The organism is Stenotrophomonas sp. a6 (assembly GCF_030913325.1).
GTDB classification, from domain to species: Bacteria; Pseudomonadota; Gammaproteobacteria; order Xanthomonadales; family Xanthomonadaceae; genus Stenotrophomonas; species Stenotrophomonas maltophilia.
The window spans coordinates 799119-814672 of record NZ_CP133161.1; the positions used below are offsets into that span (position 1 = coordinate 799119).

Annotated in this window: 15 protein-coding genes; 5 read left to right on the forward strand and 10 right to left on the reverse strand. The window is 68.2% G+C overall.

Going from position 1 to position 15554, the window contains the following annotated elements:
- Positions 1-84: 84 nt before the first annotated feature.
- A complete protein-coding gene (gene ahpF / locus Q9Q79_RS03620; protein ID WP_005408158.1) occupies positions 85-1677 on the reverse strand; it encodes an alkyl hydroperoxide reductase subunit F in 1593 nt (530 codons plus the stop codon).
- A 223-nt stretch (positions 1678-1900) separates the two neighbouring features.
- Positions 1901-2464: an alkyl hydroperoxide reductase subunit C gene (ahpC, locus tag Q9Q79_RS03625; protein ID WP_005408159.1), complete on the reverse strand. Its 564-nt coding sequence runs from the start codon at positions 2462-2464 to the stop codon at positions 1901-1903.
- A 297-nt stretch (positions 2465-2761) separates the two neighbouring features.
- Here ahpC and prmC point away from each other — a divergent pair, with 297 nt between their 5' ends.
- Together prmC and pip are read left to right on the forward strand one after the other, a co-directional pair.
- Complete coding sequence (prmC, locus tag Q9Q79_RS03630) at positions 2762-3619, forward strand: peptide chain release factor N(5)-glutamine methyltransferase (RefSeq protein ID WP_201863976.1); 858 nt, start codon at positions 2762-2764, stop codon at positions 3617-3619.
- A gap of 48 nt (positions 3620-3667) precedes the next feature.
- A complete protein-coding gene (gene pip / locus Q9Q79_RS03635) occupies positions 3668-4609 on the forward strand; it encodes a prolyl aminopeptidase (RefSeq protein WP_005408161.1) in 942 nt (313 codons plus the stop codon).
- A gap of 173 nt (positions 4610-4782) precedes the next feature.
- Here pip and Q9Q79_RS03640 read toward each other — a convergent pair whose 3' ends face one another.
- Positions 4783-5667 (reverse strand): LysR family transcriptional regulator, encoded by an 885-nt coding sequence (locus Q9Q79_RS03640; protein WP_201863999.1) that lies wholly within the window; start codon positions 5665-5667, stop codon positions 4783-4785.
- Positions 5668-5774: 107 nt separating this feature from the next.
- Here Q9Q79_RS03640 and Q9Q79_RS03645 point away from each other — a divergent pair, with 107 nt between their 5' ends.
- On the forward strand, positions 5775-7193 hold the full coding sequence (locus Q9Q79_RS03645) for an MFS transporter (protein ID WP_059033197.1): 1419 nt from the start codon (positions 5775-5777) through the stop codon (positions 7191-7193).
- 136 nt (positions 7194-7329) lie between these two features.
- Here Q9Q79_RS03645 and Q9Q79_RS03650 read toward each other — a convergent pair whose 3' ends face one another.
- Genes Q9Q79_RS03650 through Q9Q79_RS03665 form a run of 4 tightly spaced genes read right to left on the reverse strand, consistent with a single transcriptional unit; the run spans position 7330 to position 10184 of the window.
- The gene (locus Q9Q79_RS03650; protein WP_111196671.1) at positions 7330-8127 is read right to left on the reverse strand and encodes an N-formylglutamate amidohydrolase; all 798 of its coding nucleotides are present in this window, start codon (positions 8125-8127) and stop codon (positions 7330-7332) included.
- Positions 8120-8674, reverse strand: a complete 555-nt coding sequence (locus Q9Q79_RS03655; protein WP_043033780.1) for an NUDIX hydrolase — start codon at positions 8672-8674, stop codon at positions 8120-8122. Before Q9Q79_RS03655 ends, Q9Q79_RS03650 begins: the two co-directional genes overlap by 8 nt.
- On the reverse strand, positions 8671-9606 hold the full coding sequence (locus tag Q9Q79_RS03660; protein ID WP_005408166.1) for a 5'-3' exonuclease H3TH domain-containing protein: 936 nt from the start codon (positions 9604-9606) through the stop codon (positions 8671-8673). The genes Q9Q79_RS03655 and Q9Q79_RS03660 overlap by 4 nt, the downstream gene beginning before the upstream one ends.
- A complete protein-coding gene (locus Q9Q79_RS03665) occupies positions 9603-10184 on the reverse strand; it encodes a nitroreductase (protein ID WP_099530779.1) in 582 nt (193 codons plus the stop codon). The genes Q9Q79_RS03660 and Q9Q79_RS03665 overlap by 4 nt, the downstream gene beginning before the upstream one ends.
- A 331-nt stretch (positions 10185-10515) precedes the next feature.
- Here Q9Q79_RS03665 and Q9Q79_RS03670 point away from each other — a divergent pair, with 331 nt between their 5' ends.
- Both Q9Q79_RS03670 and Q9Q79_RS03675 read left to right on the forward strand, forming a co-directional pair.
- Entirely contained in the window at positions 10516-12837 is a 2322-nt protein-coding gene (locus Q9Q79_RS03670) for a DUF1631 domain-containing protein (RefSeq protein ID WP_012479215.1), read from the forward strand.
- A gap of 51 nt (positions 12838-12888) precedes the next feature.
- Complete coding sequence (locus tag Q9Q79_RS03675; RefSeq protein WP_012479216.1) at positions 12889-13968, forward strand: NAD(P) transhydrogenase subunit alpha; 1080 nt, start codon at positions 12889-12891, stop codon at positions 13966-13968.
- 121 nt (positions 13969-14089) lie between these two features.
- On the opposite strand, the gene Q9Q79_RS03680 is transcribed toward Q9Q79_RS03675, so the two are convergent.
- The 3 genes from Q9Q79_RS03680 to Q9Q79_RS03690 are packed head-to-tail and all read right to left on the reverse strand — an operon-like array spanning position 14090 to position 15462.
- Positions 14090-14551, reverse strand: a complete 462-nt coding sequence (locus Q9Q79_RS03680; protein WP_062607742.1) for a DUF3106 domain-containing protein — start codon at positions 14549-14551, stop codon at positions 14090-14092.
- Positions 14552-14554: 3 nt separating this feature from the next.
- On the reverse strand, positions 14555-14881 hold the full coding sequence (locus Q9Q79_RS03685; RefSeq protein WP_012479218.1) for a hypothetical protein: 327 nt from the start codon (positions 14879-14881) through the stop codon (positions 14555-14557).
- The gene (locus Q9Q79_RS03690; protein WP_077684483.1) at positions 14878-15462 is read right to left on the reverse strand and encodes an RNA polymerase sigma factor; all 585 of its coding nucleotides are present in this window, start codon (positions 15460-15462) and stop codon (positions 14878-14880) included. The genes Q9Q79_RS03685 and Q9Q79_RS03690 overlap by 4 nt, the downstream gene beginning before the upstream one ends.
- Positions 15463-15554: the final 92 nt, after the last annotated feature.

Here is a 15554-nt window from a genome sequence, read left to right on the forward strand (position 1 = left end):
CTTACACCCCAGGGGTAACGGACCGGCTGACGGCGTGGTTACCCGACAGGCAGACAATGTTCCCGGTGATCTGGGAACGGTGGATCAGGCCGCTTCAGCAACGGCACCGCTGCTGTTGCTCACCGACGAGCGGATCAGGTGGTCGAACGCGCTCAGTGCGGCGGTCGAACCTGCGCCCATGGCAATGATGATCTGCTTGTAGGGTACCGTCGTGCAATCGCCAGCAGCGAACACACCCGGCAGGTTGGTCTGGCCGCGGTCGTCGATGACGACCTCGCCACGCGGCGACAACGCCACCACATCCTTCAGCCACTCGGTGTTGGGCAGCAGGCCGATCTGCACGAAGATGCCCTCCAGCTCGACGCGGTGGGCGTCGCCGCCGACGCGGTCCTTGTAGACCAGGCCGGTGACACGGCTGCCGTCGCCCAGCACTTCGGTCGTCTGGGCGCTGGTCAACACAGTGACGTTGGCCAGGCTGCGCAGCTTCTTCTGCAGCACTTCATCGGCGCGCAGGCTGGAATCGAACTCCAGCAGGGTTACATGCGACACGATGCCGGCCAGGTCGATGGCCGCTTCCACGCCGGAGTTGCCGCCGCCGATCACCGCCACGCGCTTGCCCTTGAACAGCGGGCCGTCGCAGTGCGGGCAGTAGGCCACGCCCTTGTTGCGGTACTGGTCTTCGCCCGGCACGTTCATCTGCCGCCAGCGTGCGCCGGTGGACAGGATCACCGAACGCGACTTCAGCACTGCGCCATTCTCCAGCTGCACCTGCACCAGACCGTCTTCACCGGCCGGCACCAGCGCGCTGGCGCGCTGCAGGTTCATGATGTCCACCTCGTACTCGCGCACGTGCTGTTCCAGTGCCGTGGCCAGCTTCGGGCCCTCGGTCTCCTTCACCGAAATGAAGTTCTCGATCGCCATGGTGTCCAGCACCTGGCCACCGAAACGCTCGGCGGCGATGCCGGTGCGGATGCCCTTGCGTGCGGCGTAGATCGCCGCTGCAGCACCGGCCGGGCCACCGCCCACCACCAGCACGTCGAAGGCGTCCTTGGCGGCGATCTTCTCGGCATCGCGCTTGCTGGCATTGGTGTCCAGCTTGGCCACGATCTGCTCGAGGGTCATGCGGCCCTGGTCGAACACTTCGCCGTTGAGGTACACGGTCGGCACCGACATGATCTCGCGCTTCTCGACTTCGTCCTGGAACAGGGCACCGTCGATGGCCACGTGCTGGATGCGCGGGTTGAGCACCGCCGCCAGGTTCAGCGCCTGCACCACGTCCGGGCAGTTCTGGCAGGACAGCGAGAAGTAGGTTTCGAACCTGTACTCGCCTTCCAGGTTCTGCACCTGCTCGATCAGCTCGGCGGTGGCCTTGGACGGATGACCGCCCACCTGCAGCAGCGCCAGCACCAGCGAGGTGAACTCATGGCCCATCGGCAGGCCGGCGAAGGTCAGGTGGATGTCCTGGCCCGGGGTGCCCAGGTCGAAGGACGGCACGCGACCCTGGCCATCGCGCAGCACCTGCAGCGAGATCTTGTCCGACAGGCTTTCCAGGGTCTGCAGCAGTTCCAGCATCTCCTGCGACTTGGCGCCGTCGTCGGCGTGCGCGGTGATCTGGATCGGGCGGGTCACGCGCTCCAGATAGGTCTTCAGCTGCGACTGCAGGTTGGCGTCCAACATCGGTCTTCTCCTGGCTTCAGGCAAACAGGGGGCGTGGCACCGCTGTACAAGGTAGCGGACCAGCTGGGGGTAGGGGTGAACCCAAGACAGCGACCGTGGAAGGGGCTGGCTGGCCAAGGCGGGCGAGCGTTGGCTGTCTTGGGTTCACCCCCACGCCGGTAGGGCACCGGCATGGGGATGAAGGGCGCGCCGTGGCGTGGGGCCACGGAAGGCCGGTACTGCGTTAGATCTTGCCGACCAGGTCCAGCGACGGGGTCAGGGTCTTCTCGCCTTCCTTCCACTTGGCAGGGCAGACCTGGTTCGGGTTGGCGGCGGTGAACTGGGCAGCCTTCAGCTTGCGCAGGGTCTCGGAAACGTCACGGGCGATCTCGTTGGAGTGGATCTCCAGGGTCTTGATCACGCCTTCCGGGTTGATGATGAAGGTGCCACGCAGGGCCAGGCCTTCTTCCGGAATGTGCACGCCGAAGGCGTTGGTCAGCTGGTGGGTCGGGTCGCCGACCAGCGGGAACTGGGCCTTGCCGACGGCCGGCGAGGTTTCGTGCCACACCTTGTGCGAGAAGTGGGTATCGGTGGTGACGATGTAGACCTCGGCGCCAGCCTTCTTGAACTCGGCGTAATGGTCAGCCGCGTCTTCGATCTCGGTCGGGCAGTTGAAGGTGAAGGCGGCCGGCATGAAGATCAGGACGGACCACTGGCCCTTCAGGCTGGCGTCGGAAACCTTGATGAACTCGCCATTGTGGTAAGCGTTGGCTTCGAACGGCTGGATCTGGGTGTTGATCAGGGACATCGTTTTTCCTCTGGTGAAGGGGAGTGGGTGAATCGACAGGAGCTAGGTTACCGACTCGCTGGCGATAAGAACAATCCATTGATTGCATCTATTTGATAGATGGAGTCTATCATTCGGTCATGAGCAGGCACTGAACCTTGCCGCTCCCATCCTGCAACTGGCTGTGTGACAAGGGAAATCTCCCGGAGGCGCGGAAAGGGGCCGATAGCCCCTCCTTATTCCCTCCGGCAGAACCTGAACGGATTGCAGCTTTTTGCAGTGTCGAGCCACGCTCGACTGCGGCTCTACAATTGCGGCATGTCTTTCCAAACCGAACCCTCCCTGCGCCAGACCGTGGCCGAGGCCAGTGCCCGTCTCGGCGGCATCGAGGCCCGCCACGAGGCTGAACTGCTGCTGCTGCACGTACTGGACCGCCCGCGCAGTTGGCTGTTCGCCCATGCCACCGATCCGCTGGCCGCCAATGACCAGGCCGCCTTCGAGGCGTTGCTGGCCCGCCGCGTGGCCGGTGAGCCGGTGGCCTACCTGACCGGCCGTCGCGGATTCTGGACGCTGGACCTGGAGGTCGACCCGGCCACGCTGATCCCGCGTCCGGAAACCGAGCTGCTGGTCGAGCTGGCGCTGGAGCGCCTGCCGCCAGACCAGTCGCTGCAGCTGGCCGACCTGGGCACCGGCAGTGGTGCGATTGCACTGGCACTGGCCAGCGAACGGCCGCAGGCGCAGGTGCTGGCCACCGACGCCAGCCCGGGCGCGCTGGCCGTGGCCGCGCGCAATGCCGCCCGCCATGATCTGCGCAACGTCCGCTTCGCCGAAGGCGGGCACGACTGGTATGCGCCGCTGCAGGGCGCGCGTTTTGATCTGATTGCCAGCAACCCGCCGTACATCGCCAGCGACGATCCGCATCTGGAGCAGGGTGACCTGCGCTTCGAGCCGGCCACCGCACTGGCCTCGGGTCCGGATGGCCTGGACGACATCCGCCGCATCGTCGACGGTGGCCAGGCCCACCTGCTGCCCGGCGGCTGGCTGCTGATCGAGCACGGTTGGGACCAGGGCGAGGCGATCCGCGCGCTGTTCGACGCGGCGGGGTTTGCCGAGGTGCAGACCGTGCAGGATCTGGAGCAGCGCGACCGCATCACCCTGGGCCGGCGTCCGGCCTAGAATGGAGGTTCTCCTGCCCCGGCAGGGCATCACCCTGGAGCTGCAAGCATGCGTACGCTGTACCCCGCCATCACCCCCTATGACGTCGGCACCCTGAAGGTCGACGACCGCCACACGCTGTACTTCGAGCAGTGCGGCAACCCGGACGGCAAGCCGGTGGTGATGCTGCACGGTGGCCCGGGCGGTGGCTGCAGCGACAAGATGCGCCAGTTCCACGACCCGTCCAAGTACCGCATCATCCTGTTCGACCAGCGCGGTGCCGGCCGTTCCACCCCGCACGCCGATCTGGTGGACAACACCACCTGGGACCTTGTTGCCGATATCGAGAAGCTGCGCGAACACCTCAAGGTCGATCGCTGGCAGGTGTTCGGTGGCAGCTGGGGTTCGACCCTGGCGCTGGCCTATGCCGAAACCCATCCGCAGCGCGTGACCGAACTGGTCCTGCGCGGCATCTTCATGCTGCGCCGCTGGGAGCTGGAATGGTTCTACCAGGAAGGCGCCAACCGCCTGTTCCCGGATGCGTGGGAGCACTACCTCAAGCCGATCCCGTCGGTGGAGCGCCATGACCTGATCTCGGCCTTCCACCGCCGCCTGACCAGCGACGACGAAGCCACCCGCCTGGAAGCGGCCAAGGCGTGGGCGGTGTGGGAAGGCGCGACCAGCTTCCTGCATGTCGATGATGACTTCATCAACAGCCACGAAGACCCGCACTTCGCACTGGCTTTTGCCCGCATCGAGAACCACTACTTCGTCAACGGCGGTTTCTTCGAGGTGGAAGACCAGCTGCTGCGCGACGCGCACCGCATCGCCGATATTCCCGGCGTGATCGTGCACGGCCGCTACGACGTGGTCTGCCCGCTGGCCAACGCCTGGGACCTGACCAAGGTCTGGCCGAAGGCGAAGCTGGAAATCACCCCGGCCTCGGGCCATTCGGCGTTCGAGGCCGAGAACGTGGACGCGCTGGTGCGCGCCACCGACAGCTTCGCCTGATCGGTAGTGCCGGCCGCTGGCCGGCAACGCCTCACCGGTAGCGCCGGACGATGCCCGGCGCTACCAACCCTCATCCACGCATGGCGTGGATCTACCACAACCTGGTAGTGCCGGCCGCTGGCCGGCAAACCTGAAACGGGTGGATTCCTGCAGACGCCGGCCAGCGGCCGGCGCTACCAATCCCCGGCCAGCAACGCGTCGGCCAGCACCTGCAGCTTCGGCGAATGCTGGCGCGACGGCGGGTAAATCAGTGACAGCGCGCGGCTGCGGCCCTCGAACGGCCGCAGCACGCGCTGCAGGCGGCCGTCGGCCAACGCATCGGCCACCGCGAAATCCATCACCTGCACGATGCCGATGCCGGCGATGGCCGCTTCCACCAGCGGATCGCCGCTGTCGAACACCATCCGCGTCGGCGGCGTGAACTCGCGCAGTTGCCCGTCCTGCACGAACTGCCAGTCCACCAGCCGGCCACTGCGCAGGTTGCGCACCGCCAGGCAGGCGTGATCCTGCAGCGCGGCCACATCGTCCGGTGCGCCACAGCGGGCCAGATACGCGGGGCTGGCCACCGTCACCCAGCGCAGCGGCCGCAATGGCCGCGCGACGATGCGCTGGTCGGCGATGACGCCGGTGCGCAGCGCGGCATCGAAGCCTTCCTCGACCAGATCGACCAGGCGGTCGCTGAGCACGGCTTCCACCTGCAGTTGCGGATGCTGTTCCAGTAGTGGCGCCAGCATCGGCACCAGCACCTTGCGCCCGAACATCGACGGCGCACTGATCTTCAACGTACCCGAGGGCGTGCACGGGCGGTCGGCCAGTTGCCGCTCGGCATCGTCCAGGCCGGCCAGCAGCGGTGCCACCTGTTCCACGAACTGGCGGCCATCCGGGGTCAACGCCACGTTGCGGGTGTTCCGCTGCAGCAGCTTTACCCCCAGCGTGGCTTCCAGCCGCCCGATCGCGCGCGACAGGCCGGACTGGCTCAGGCCGAGTTGGCCGGCGGCCACCGTGAAGCTGCGCGCTTCGGCCACCTGCACCAGCATGCGCACCGCATTGAGGTCCATCGAGGCTGCATTCATGCGGAAAATCATGACAGATATGGGTGGCAAGGGGTTTATTGAATAGTCCGCATCAATGAGACTGCGCTCCCCCCCACCGCTTCAATCCGCCGATGCCTCCCCTCAAATATCCACGCTGGGCGCTGACCCTGCTGGCCACCGCGCAGCTGATCATCGCCCTGGACGCCACCATCATCTTCGTCGCCCTGCACGACATGGGCCGCGCGCTGCAGATCAACGCGCAGCAGCTGCAGTGGGTGGTCAGTGCCTACACCGTGGCGTTCGGTGGCAGCCTGCTGCTGGGTGGTCGCGCCGCCGACCTGATCGGCCGTCGCCGTTTCTACCGGCTGGGCATGCTGCTGTTCGCACTGGCGTCGCTGCTCGGTGCGTTGGCGCCGAATGCCACCTTGTTGATCATCGCGCGCGCCGCGCAGGGCGTCGGTGCGGCCCTGCTGTTCCCCGCCACGCTGGCACTGATCAACACGCTGTACGCCGAAGGCCCGGTGCGCAACCGCGCGCTGGCGATCTGGAGCATGGCCAGCGCGGTGGGCCTGGCGCTGGGCACGCTGCTGGGTGGCGTGCTGACCCAGGCGTTCGGCTGGCCGGCGGTGCTGGCGGTGATCGTGCCGCTGGCCACGGCGTGCGCGGTCGCAGCCGGTGCGTGGTTGCCGTCCGATGGTCCAAGGGTGCGCGGCCGCTCCTTCGATCTGGCCGGTTGCCTGACCGTCACCGCCGGCGGCAGCCTGCTGGTCACTACCCTGGTTCAAGGGCCGGAGTGGGGCTGGACGGCACCGGCCACGCTGATCTGCCTGCTGCTTTCAGCCGTGCTGTTGACGGTGTTCGTACAGATCGAAAAACGCAGCCGTGACCCGCTGATGCAGTTTTCGCTGTTGCGCCTGTCGGGCCTGCGTGCGGCACTCGGCCTGACCTTCGCCTTCATGAGCAGCTATGGCGTGCAGTACTACTTCCTGGCGCTCTACTTCCAGGATGGCTATGGCTGGAGCCCGCTGCAGGCCGGCATGGCCTTCCTGCTGCCGACGTTGGTGTGCACCTTCGGCATCCGTATTGCCGAACGCATGCTGCGGCGCCGTTCGCCACGGCAGGTACTGGCCTGGGGCTTCGCCGCCGGTGCCATCGGCATTGCCGCGGTGGCGCTGGCGATGCCGCACGGTGCCAGCTACTGGCCGCTGCTGCCGGGCATTGTGGTGCTCAGCATCGGCCAGGGCATGAGCTGGACGGCGATGTGGATCGTGGCCGGGCAGGGCGTGCCGGGTCCGCAGCAAGGCGTCGCGTCCGGCATGGCGGCCACCGCCCAGCAGATCGGCGGGGCGTTGGGACTGGCGGTGCTGGTGATGGTGGCCAACGCCGCGCGCGGCACGCAGGCAGCAACCAGTGCCGACGCCCTGCAGGGCATGGTCAATGCACAGTACGGCGCCGCGTTGTTCGCCGCGCTCGGCGTGGTGATCGCGCTGGGCCTGCGCCCGGCGCCGGTCGAGTCGGCCGCCGCCGTCTGCCCGGTCAGCGAGGCATGATTGAAGGCGCTCCCGTGGGGGGGTGTGCCATGCCTGCGGTAGTGCCGGCCGCTGGCCGGCAAACACATTGATCCAACTACCCTGAGGTTGCCGGCCAGCGGCCGGCACTACCGATCCGGAATGGATCCACGCGCGTTCAACCGAACGCCAGCAACTGCGGCTGCAATGCGCTGAAGATCCGCGCCAGCCGCTCCGCCCACGCCTGCTGCCCAGCCACATCGGCAATCAGGTCCTGGCGGATTTCCAGTTCCACGTGCACCAGCCCGCGGCCTTCGCCATGCACCGGCACTGCGTAGTCGCTGGTGCTGCTCACCGAATACGGTTCATTGTCACCAACCACCAGGTCGCCTTCCTCGCGCAGTGCCTGCAGCAAGGCATGGGCGAAGCGCGTGTCCTGGTGGTACAGCACGCCGGCATGCCACGGTCGCTGCGCGCCGTTCATCGCCGGAGTGAAGCTGTGCATCATCACCAGCAGGGTGGGGCGGCCGGCATCTCGGCGCGCATCCAGTTCCGCGTCGATGCGCGCGTGGTAGGGCGCGTGGATCGCATCGATACGCTGCTGCCGCTGTGCCGCCGACAGCCCGGCATTGCCCGGCACCACGGTGTGGTCGCTCACCTCCGGAATCAGCGTCGGCGAGGCCAGCGGGCGGTTGCAGTCGATCAGCAGCCGCGAATAGGTCTGTTCGATGGCCCAGGCATCCAGCCGTTCGGCCAGTGCGCGGGTGGTGCCGGCAATGCCGATGTCCCAGCCGATATGGCGGTCCAGTTCGGCCTGCGGCAAGCCCAGGCCTGCGAGGGCACGCGGCACCTGCTGGCCGGCGTGATCGGCCAGCAGCAGGTAGGGCGAAGCGCCCTGCGGCCGGTGGAGGGTGTAGATCGCCGGGTCGTCGGCGCCGAGCAGCGCCGGCAGCGCATGCAGGTCCGCGTCAGCCACGCGGGCGTCCGTCCAGGTGATGCTCGATCATCCACAGCCCGGCCCAGAGCTTGGCGTCCAGCTCGTAGCCTTCGCCCATCTTCTGCACCAGCCAGGCCGCTGCCTCATTGCGCGGAATCTCGTGCACGATGATGTCTTCGCTGTCGTCACCACCGCCCTCGCCAACGCGGCGCAGGCCGGTAGCGCGCACGAAGGCGATTTTTTCGCTGCTGGCGCCGGAAGAGGTCGGGCCGATCAGCAGCACTTCGGCGTGATCGGCGGTCCAGCCGGTTTCTTCTTCCAGTTCGCGCACGGCCGAGACTTCGATCGATTCGCCGGCGTGGATGTCCCCGACCAGGCCGGCCGGCATCTCGATGGTGGGTGCCTGCAGCGGCACGCGGAACTGTTCCACGAACAGCACCTTGTCCTCCGGGGTGACGGCGATGATGATCGCGGCCAGGCCACCGGCATGGGTACGTTCGCTGTATTCCCAGGTGCCGCGCACCAGCATGCGCTGGTACTTGCCTTCATAGACGACACGCGGGGCTTCGGTGTTGCGCTGGCTCATGCGGGCTCGCTGTGGGTGGGAAGAATATCGGGCACGCCGGCGGCATCGAACAGCCGGCGGCGGGTCATCGGGCCGAAGCGCAGGGTCTGGCACAGGCCGCCGAGCAGCTCGGGATCGGCCGCCTGGCGCAGCAGGCCGGGCTGGCTGCCTTCCAGTGGCGCGTCCAGCGCGATGGTGGTCAGCTGGCGCCAGAGCTGGGCGTGCTCGCGCTGCTCGCGCAGGCGCACCGCCATCTGGGCGGCGCCGCGCAGGCGCAGGAACGGCACTTCGTCCAGGCGTTCGTACAGCGCATCCATGCTGCCGAAATGGGCCAGCAGCACGGCGGCGGACTTGCTGCCGACGCCACTGATGCCGGGAATGTTGTCCACCGCATCGCCGCACAGCGCCAGGTAGTCGGCGATCTGGTGCGCGTGCACGCCGTGCCGCGCCTTCACTCCGGCCACGTTCCAGCGCTGGTTGCGTGCGTAGTCCCACTGCTCGTCGTGATCCAGCAGCAGCTGCGACAGGTCCTTGTCGGCGGAGATGATCACGCCGCGGTGGCTGCCACGATGCACATGCAGGGCGCTTCCGATCAGGTCGTCAGCCTCGTACTCGTGGTGCGCCAGCACCGCCAGGCCCAACGCCGCGCACAACGCCTTGCAGTGCACGAACTGGCGCTTGAGCGCCTCCGGCGCCGGGTCGCGGTTGGCCTTGTAGGCGGGGTACAGGCGGTGGCGGAAGCCACTGTCCAGCGCTTCGTCGAAGGCGATGGCGATGTGACGCGGGCGTTCGCGCTCGAGCAGGTCCAGCAGGAAGCGGGCGAAGCCGTGCACGGCATTGGTCGGCCAGCCCTGCGCGTCCTGGAACTGGTCGGGCAGGGAGTGCCACGCGCGGAACACATAGATGCTGGCGTCGACCAGGTACAGCGACGGCGGTGGTACCGGCAGGGTCATGCCGGAGGCGTCCAGTCGCGCAGCAGGGTGGCAGGGTCCGGACGCTCGCGCTCGGGCACGGCGGCCTTCGGCGTGCCGATATGGATGAAACCGGCGATGCCTTCGCCCTCGGCCAGGCCCAGGTAGGCGTGCACGGCGGGGTCGAAGGCCATCCAGGCGGTCAGCCACTGCGCGCCGAAGCCCAGCGCCTGTGCGGCCTGCAGCAGGGCGAAGCAGACGCAGCCGGCGGTCATCAGCTGCTCCTGCTCGGGGACCTTCGGGTCCCGGCGCGGGCTGGCCACCACCACGATCACCAGCGGCGCATGGCTGAAACGCTGGCGATCCTTCTCGAACACGGCCTCGCCCGCATGCGGGTCGCGTTGGCGGCTGCGCTCGGCCAGGAAGTCGCCCAGAGTGTGACGTGCATCGCCGGCGATCTTCAGGAAGCGGAACGGTACGCGCTTGCCGTGATCGGGCACGCGCACTGCCGAAGCCAGCATCCGCTGCAGGGTGGCCGGGTCCGGGCCGGGCTCGGCCAGTTGCCGCGAAGGCACTGAGCGGCGGGCATCCAGGGCGAGCAGGGCGGCGGGGTCGGGCATGGAGTCTGAACCGGTCATCACGAAGGTTTGATTATAGTCGGGGTGGTCAAAGACACCGTCTGTGTCGCGTCTGGCCTTTGAATACCAAATTGTGATGAACGTCATGCCACTGGCGGGAAACGGGCGGCCGCTTCCCCTCGCCTCGCAGGCCTTGCACGGCTTACGATATCTACCTTGCCGGGCCGCCGGTCATGAGGTTTGAAGTGAGGACTGTTTCACTGTCCGTGACGGGCTGGCCGGCCTACCATCGACGTACCGGTACATGGGGTGTGCCGGTCGTCGCGATGTCCACGTTGTCTGTCGTACCAGAGAAGGTGGGGAGCCTTCCCGAATGATGAGCGCGCCCACACCGATGGGATCGCCGGGTCGTGACCCGGCCCAGCTCCAGCGTGCCCGGGACATGGTCCTGCCCGCGCTGTGCCAGGCCTTTGGCGCGGCACTGGCGCGCTTCGACGATGCCCTGTTCGACCGGGCCGGCAATGCCGGTTCGTCGCAGCTGCTGTTCCTGGATGCGATGCGCGAACTGCGCCGCCGCCGCGAGGACATTGCCGGTGCCTTCTCTGGCCACCTGCAGCGGGCCTGGGATGCGCTGGCCAGTGGTGAGCCCATGTCGGCCGAATCGACGCTGTCCGGCCCAGCCGAGGATGGCCTGAGCCTGCTGGCCGAGCACGTGCTGGAGTCGCGGCTGGCGGTGCGCAATTTCGCCACGGTGCTGCTGCGTGACTTCAAGCCGGTGCTGGCGCGGCTCGACCGTCGCCTGGGCCGTCTGGTCGGCGGCGCCGAACTGGATGCCGACCATAATCCCATCAGCCCCGAACACCTGGGCGTGGCCATCCACGAAGCCTTTGCCGGCTGTGAACTGGCCCCGGAAGTGCACCTGGTGCTGATCAAGCTGTGCGAGCGTGACCTCCGCGCGCCGGTGGGTCGCATCTACGAGAAGCTGGACGAGCAACTGGCCGCGGCCGGGGTGATGTCGCAGATGGGGGCGCCGCGGCGTCCGCCATCGGCCGCGCCCGACCCGCGCATGGCCTCGGGCCTGGATGACCTGGTGGAGCAGCGCCCGGGCTCGGGCCTGGACGGCGAATTCGGTGATGACGAGCAGGCCGCGCCGGCCTGGGCGCAGCGCTTTGCCGCACGCTGGTCCGAGCGGCGTGGCCACATGCAGCAGCACCTGGGCGCCGAAGGCAGCGGCACCGGCGAGGCCCATGCGGGCCAGCAGGGCATGCTGCTGGAGGCGCTGCACGAACTGCTGCAGCAGACCCGCCACGTGCGCGAGGACGCGACGTCGGCCGCACAGGTGGCGATCGGCCAGCAGCGTCCGCTCAGCCAGCGCGAGATGATGTCGGTGCTGTCGCTGCTGCAGGCCACGCCCAGTGCGACCCTGCGTGCAGCGATCGGCGAGGATGGCGAATCGTTGGCGCAGCGGTTGAAGAGCGAAGTGCTTTCCAGCGCCACCCGTCTCGGTGTCGACCCGGGCCAGACCCGGCTGGACCCGCAGGACGAGGATGCAATCGACCTGGTGGGCATGCTGTTCGACGTGATGCTGGACGAGCGCGAACTGGAAGGCCGCTCGCGCGAGTTGATCGGCCGCCTGGTGGTGCCGTTCGTCAAGGTCGCCATGCTCGACCGCCGCATGTTCGTGCAGAAGACCCATCCGGCGCGCAAGCTGCTCAACTCGCTGGCCGAGGCCTGCGAAGGCAACACTGGCGAAAGCCAGGCCGAGCGCATGCTGATGGCCAAGGTCGAGGAGATCATCGAGCGCCTGGTCGCCGAGTTCAACGAGAACCTGGCGATCTTCCTGACCCTGGAAGAAGAATTCCGCGAGTTCCTCGTGCAGCATCGTCGCCGCGTGGAAATCGCCGAGCGTCGCGCCGCCGAAACGCAGCGTGGCCAGGAAAAGCTGGAAATGGCCCGTACCCGTGCCGGTGCCGAGCTGGACCGCCGCATTGGTGATGCCACCCTGCCGCCGGCCATCGCTGAATTCCTGCGCCAGCCATGGCAGCACCACCTGACCCTGGCGCTGCTGCGCGAGGGCGAGGAGGGCGCATCGGTGGCCGAAGCGCTGAGCCTGGGCGACGGGCTGCTGGAGGAAGTGGCCGAGGCCCGCCGCCAGATTGTCGGCAAGCCGTGGCTGCAGGCCTGGCAGCCGGTGCTGGCCAAGGTGTTCGCCAGCGTGGGCGTGCATGGCGACGCCGCCACCGGTGCCATCGATGCCCTGCATGACACCCTGCAGGGCATTGCCGAATCGCGGCCGGAACTGCAACGCGCGCTGCCGGAACTGCCGCAGGTGGCACTACCGACCCCGCCGGTGGCCGAATCGCCGGCGGTCGAGCTGGGCGGGCAGATCGATGCCGATGATTTCGACAATGCCGACGCCGATCGCTTCCGTCGCATGGAGATCGGCAACTGGCTGGACTTCGTCGACAAGGACGGCAAGGTGCAGGCCGGCAAGCTGTCCTGGGTCAGCCCGATTTCCTCGCGCCTGCTGTTCGTCAACCGTCGCGGCGTGCGCTTCTGCGTGGCCTCGCCGGAGGAACTGGCGGTGATGGTGCGGCTGGGACGTCTGCGCGCCCATGTGGATGACGGTGCGTTCGACAGCGCGATGCAGGGTGTGATCGATCGGCTGGACCCGGGCAGCGCCACGCTGCACTGAGTGGAGCCGCCTGCTAGGATCGGGAAAACTCACCGATCAGCGGGGACCTGCATGGCCGTGGCGTTGCTGGGGATCAAGGAGACCGCGCCGGGCGAACGGCGCGTGGCGCTGACGCCGGAAACCGCGCGCAAGCTCGGCGCCCTCGGCATTACCGTCTGGTACGAGGCCGGTGCCGGTCTGGCCGCAGGTTTCACCGATGCAGCCTATGACGACGCCGGTGCCCGCGCATTCGACGCCGGGCGCTGGGCCGAAATCGACATCCTGTTGTGCGTGCAGGCGCCGCCGGCGGCGGTGCTTGAACAGCTCAAGCCGGGTGCCACCGTGGTTGGCCTGTTGACCCCGGCCAGTGATCCGGGCCTGGCGGCACTGGCTGCCGATGACCGCCTGCACCTGTTCCCGCTGCAGCAGCTGCCGCGCACCACCCGTGCGCAGGCCATGGACGTGCTCAGTTCGCAGGCCGGCATGGCCGGTTACAAGGCCGCGCTGATCGCCGCCGAACGCGCACCACGTTTCTTCCCGATGTTGACCACCGCTGCCGGCACCGTGCGTCCGGCCAAGGTGCTGGTGATCGGTGCCGGCGTGGCGGGGCTGCAGGCCATTGCCACTGCCCGGCGTCTCGGTGCACAGGTGGAAGGTTTCGACGTGCGTCCGGAAACCCGCGAGCAGATCCAGTCGCTGGGCGCGCGCTTCCTCGACCTGGGGGTGAGCGCGGCGGGCGAAGGCGGGTACGCGCGCGCGTTGACCGATGAAGAGCGTGCCGAGCAGCAGCGCCGCCTGGCCGACCACCTGCGCAGCGTGGATGTGGTGATCTGCACCGCAGCGGTACCGGGGCGACCGGCGCCGACGATCGTGACTGCCGCGATGGTGGAGGGCATGGCCACCGGCAGCGTGATCGTGGACCTGGCTGCCGAGAGCGGCGGCAACTGCGCACTGACCCAACCGGGGCAGTGCATCGAGCATCAGGGCGTGACCATCGATGGCCCGCTGGGCCTTGCCAGCCGCGGCGCCACCCAGGCCAGCGAGATGTATGCGCGCAACCTGCTCAACTTCGTCGCGCTGTTCGTGCGCGAAGGGCAGCTTGGTTTCGACTGGGAAGACGAGCTGCTGGCGAAGACACGCTGGCAGGCGTGAACGACATGGGGTCAGATCCCTTTGCCTCTGGCAAAGGGCTCTGACCCTGGTTCCCGGAATCTGCCAGGGGTCGGATCCCTTTGCCTCAGCAAAGGGCTCTGACCCCGTTCCCCGCGGCGTTTCAGCGCGGCTTCGCCGGCGGTGGGTTGTCGCGCACCCAGTCCTTGCGTTGTTCCGGCGTCATCTGCGACCAGCGCTCGCGCAGTGCATCGCGCTGCGCGGGCGGCAGTTCCCGCATCTGGCCGAACAGGGCCCGGGCCTGCTCACGCTGTTCCGGGCTCATGTGCTCGAAGCGGCGCAGGCCACGGCGGGCCTTGTCGCGCTCCTCCGGGCTCATCGTCTGCCAGCGCTGGCCATGCGAGAGCATGCGCTGGCGCTGGCCGGCATCGGCGCTGTTCCAGCGGTCGCGCAGTGGCGCCAGCAGCGATTCCCGCTGCGCTTCGCTCAACTGTTCCCAGGCCGGCAGCGGCGTGGCCCGCGCAGGGCGTGCCGCAGGGGCGGGCGCGGCGCTCTGCGCCAGCGCCGGGAGGGCCGGCAGCAGCAACAGGGTCATCAGCAGGGGCAGGGTGTGCAGTCGGGACATGATTCACTCCATCGCCAGGTCGGTATCGCCCAGCCACAGGTACAGATCGGGATTTTCGTCGTAGAGCGCGCTGTTGTCTTCCACCGAGGCCAGCACAGGTGCCGGCGCGGGGCCCGTCAGCGTGCCATGGCCAGTGAACTGCAGGCCGATACCCAGCGCCACCACCAGTGAACAGGCGCTGGCCAGCCACCAGCGCAGGCGCCCGTGCCGGGTCGCGCTGGCGCCGTGTCGGGCCTGGCGCAGGCGTGCCAGTGTGGCCGGCGACAGCGCATGCAGCGACTGCGCGTGCAGGCTGCGCAGGGTGTCATCGGAAGGCAGGGAGCGGTTCACGGGTGGATCTCCAGGTAGTCCTGCAGCGCCTGCCGGGCGCGTGCCAGATGGGTTTTTACCGCGCCTTCGCTGCAGCCCATGGCGCGGGCGGTGGTGGCCCCGTCCAGGTCCTGCAGCACGCGCAGGGTGAAGGCCTCGCGCTGGCGGGCGGGCAGGCGGCGCAACGCGTCCACCAGCTGCTGGTACTGCTGGCGCTGTTCATGCGCCTGTGCCGGGTCCGGGCCGGGATCGGCCCAGTCGATCTCGCCGCCTTGCGCGTCCTGGTTGTCGCGCCAGAACGGCAGGCGGAAGCGGCGCCGGCGCTGCACGTCGATCACGCGCCGGCGCAGGATGCTCCAGAACAGCGGCGCCCATTCGGCTGCCGGCTTGTCGGCGTAGTCCAGCATGCGCAGCAGCGCGTCCTGCACCGCGTCCATGGCGTCTTCGCGCTGGCGCAGGCCGGCCTCGGCGAAGCGGAACGCGCGCGGGCCGACGCTGGCCAGGAACGCTTCCAGCGATGCCGGCAGGGCATCGGTCTCGGCGCTCGGGGGGACGGGGCTGCTCACCAGCACAGGGTACGGTTCCTCGCTCGGGGTCACCATCGACAACGCGTGAGCGCCGCTTCGGTTGACGCCGGGTGCACGCCGGGTTCAGCCCATGGTTATGATGGGCCGACGAAGACAGAGCGGGAGCG

What these genes read in the sequence shown, in the direction of transcription:
- ahpF (WP_005408158.1), bottom strand. Translation starts at nt 1,677, where the DNA reads ATGTTGGACGCCAACCTGCAGTCGCAGCTGAAGACCTATCTGGAGCGC.
- ahpC (WP_005408159.1), bottom strand. Translation starts at nt 2,464, where the DNA reads ATGTCCCTGATCAACACCCAGATCCAGCCGTTCGAAGCCAACGCTTAC.
- prmC (WP_201863976.1), top strand. Translation starts at nt 2,762, where the DNA reads ATGTCTTTCCAAACCGAACCCTCCCTGCGCCAGACCGTGGCCGAGGCC.
- pip (WP_005408161.1), top strand. Translation starts at nt 3,668, where the DNA reads ATGCGTACGCTGTACCCCGCCATCACCCCCTATGACGTCGGCACCCTG.
- Q9Q79_RS03640 (WP_201863999.1), bottom strand. Translation starts at nt 5,667, where the DNA reads ATGGACCTCAATGCGGTGCGCATGCTGGTGCAGGTGGCCGAAGCGCGC.
- Q9Q79_RS03645 (WP_059033197.1), top strand. Translation starts at nt 5,775, where the DNA reads ATGCCTCCCCTCAAATATCCACGCTGGGCGCTGACCCTGCTGGCCACC.
- Q9Q79_RS03655 (WP_043033780.1), bottom strand. Translation starts at nt 8,674, where the DNA reads ATGAGCCAGCGCAACACCGAAGCCCCGCGTGTCGTCTATGAAGGCAAG.
- Q9Q79_RS03660 (WP_005408166.1), bottom strand. Translation starts at nt 9,606, where the DNA reads ATGACCCTGCCGGTACCACCGCCGTCGCTGTACCTGGTCGACGCCAGC.
- Q9Q79_RS03665 (WP_099530779.1), bottom strand. Translation starts at nt 10,184, where the DNA reads ATGCCCGACCCCGCCGCCCTGCTCGCCCTGGATGCCCGCCGCTCAGTG.
- Q9Q79_RS03670 (WP_012479215.1), top strand. Translation starts at nt 10,516, where the DNA reads ATGATGAGCGCGCCCACACCGATGGGATCGCCGGGTCGTGACCCGGCC.
- Q9Q79_RS03675 (WP_012479216.1), top strand. Translation starts at nt 12,889, where the DNA reads ATGGCCGTGGCGTTGCTGGGGATCAAGGAGACCGCGCCGGGCGAACGG.
- Q9Q79_RS03680 (WP_062607742.1), bottom strand. Translation starts at nt 14,551, where the DNA reads ATGTCCCGACTGCACACCCTGCCCCTGCTGATGACCCTGTTGCTGCTG.
- Q9Q79_RS03690 (WP_077684483.1), bottom strand. Translation starts at nt 15,462, where the DNA reads ATGGTGACCCCGAGCGAGGAACCGTACCCTGTGCTGGTGAGCAGCCCC.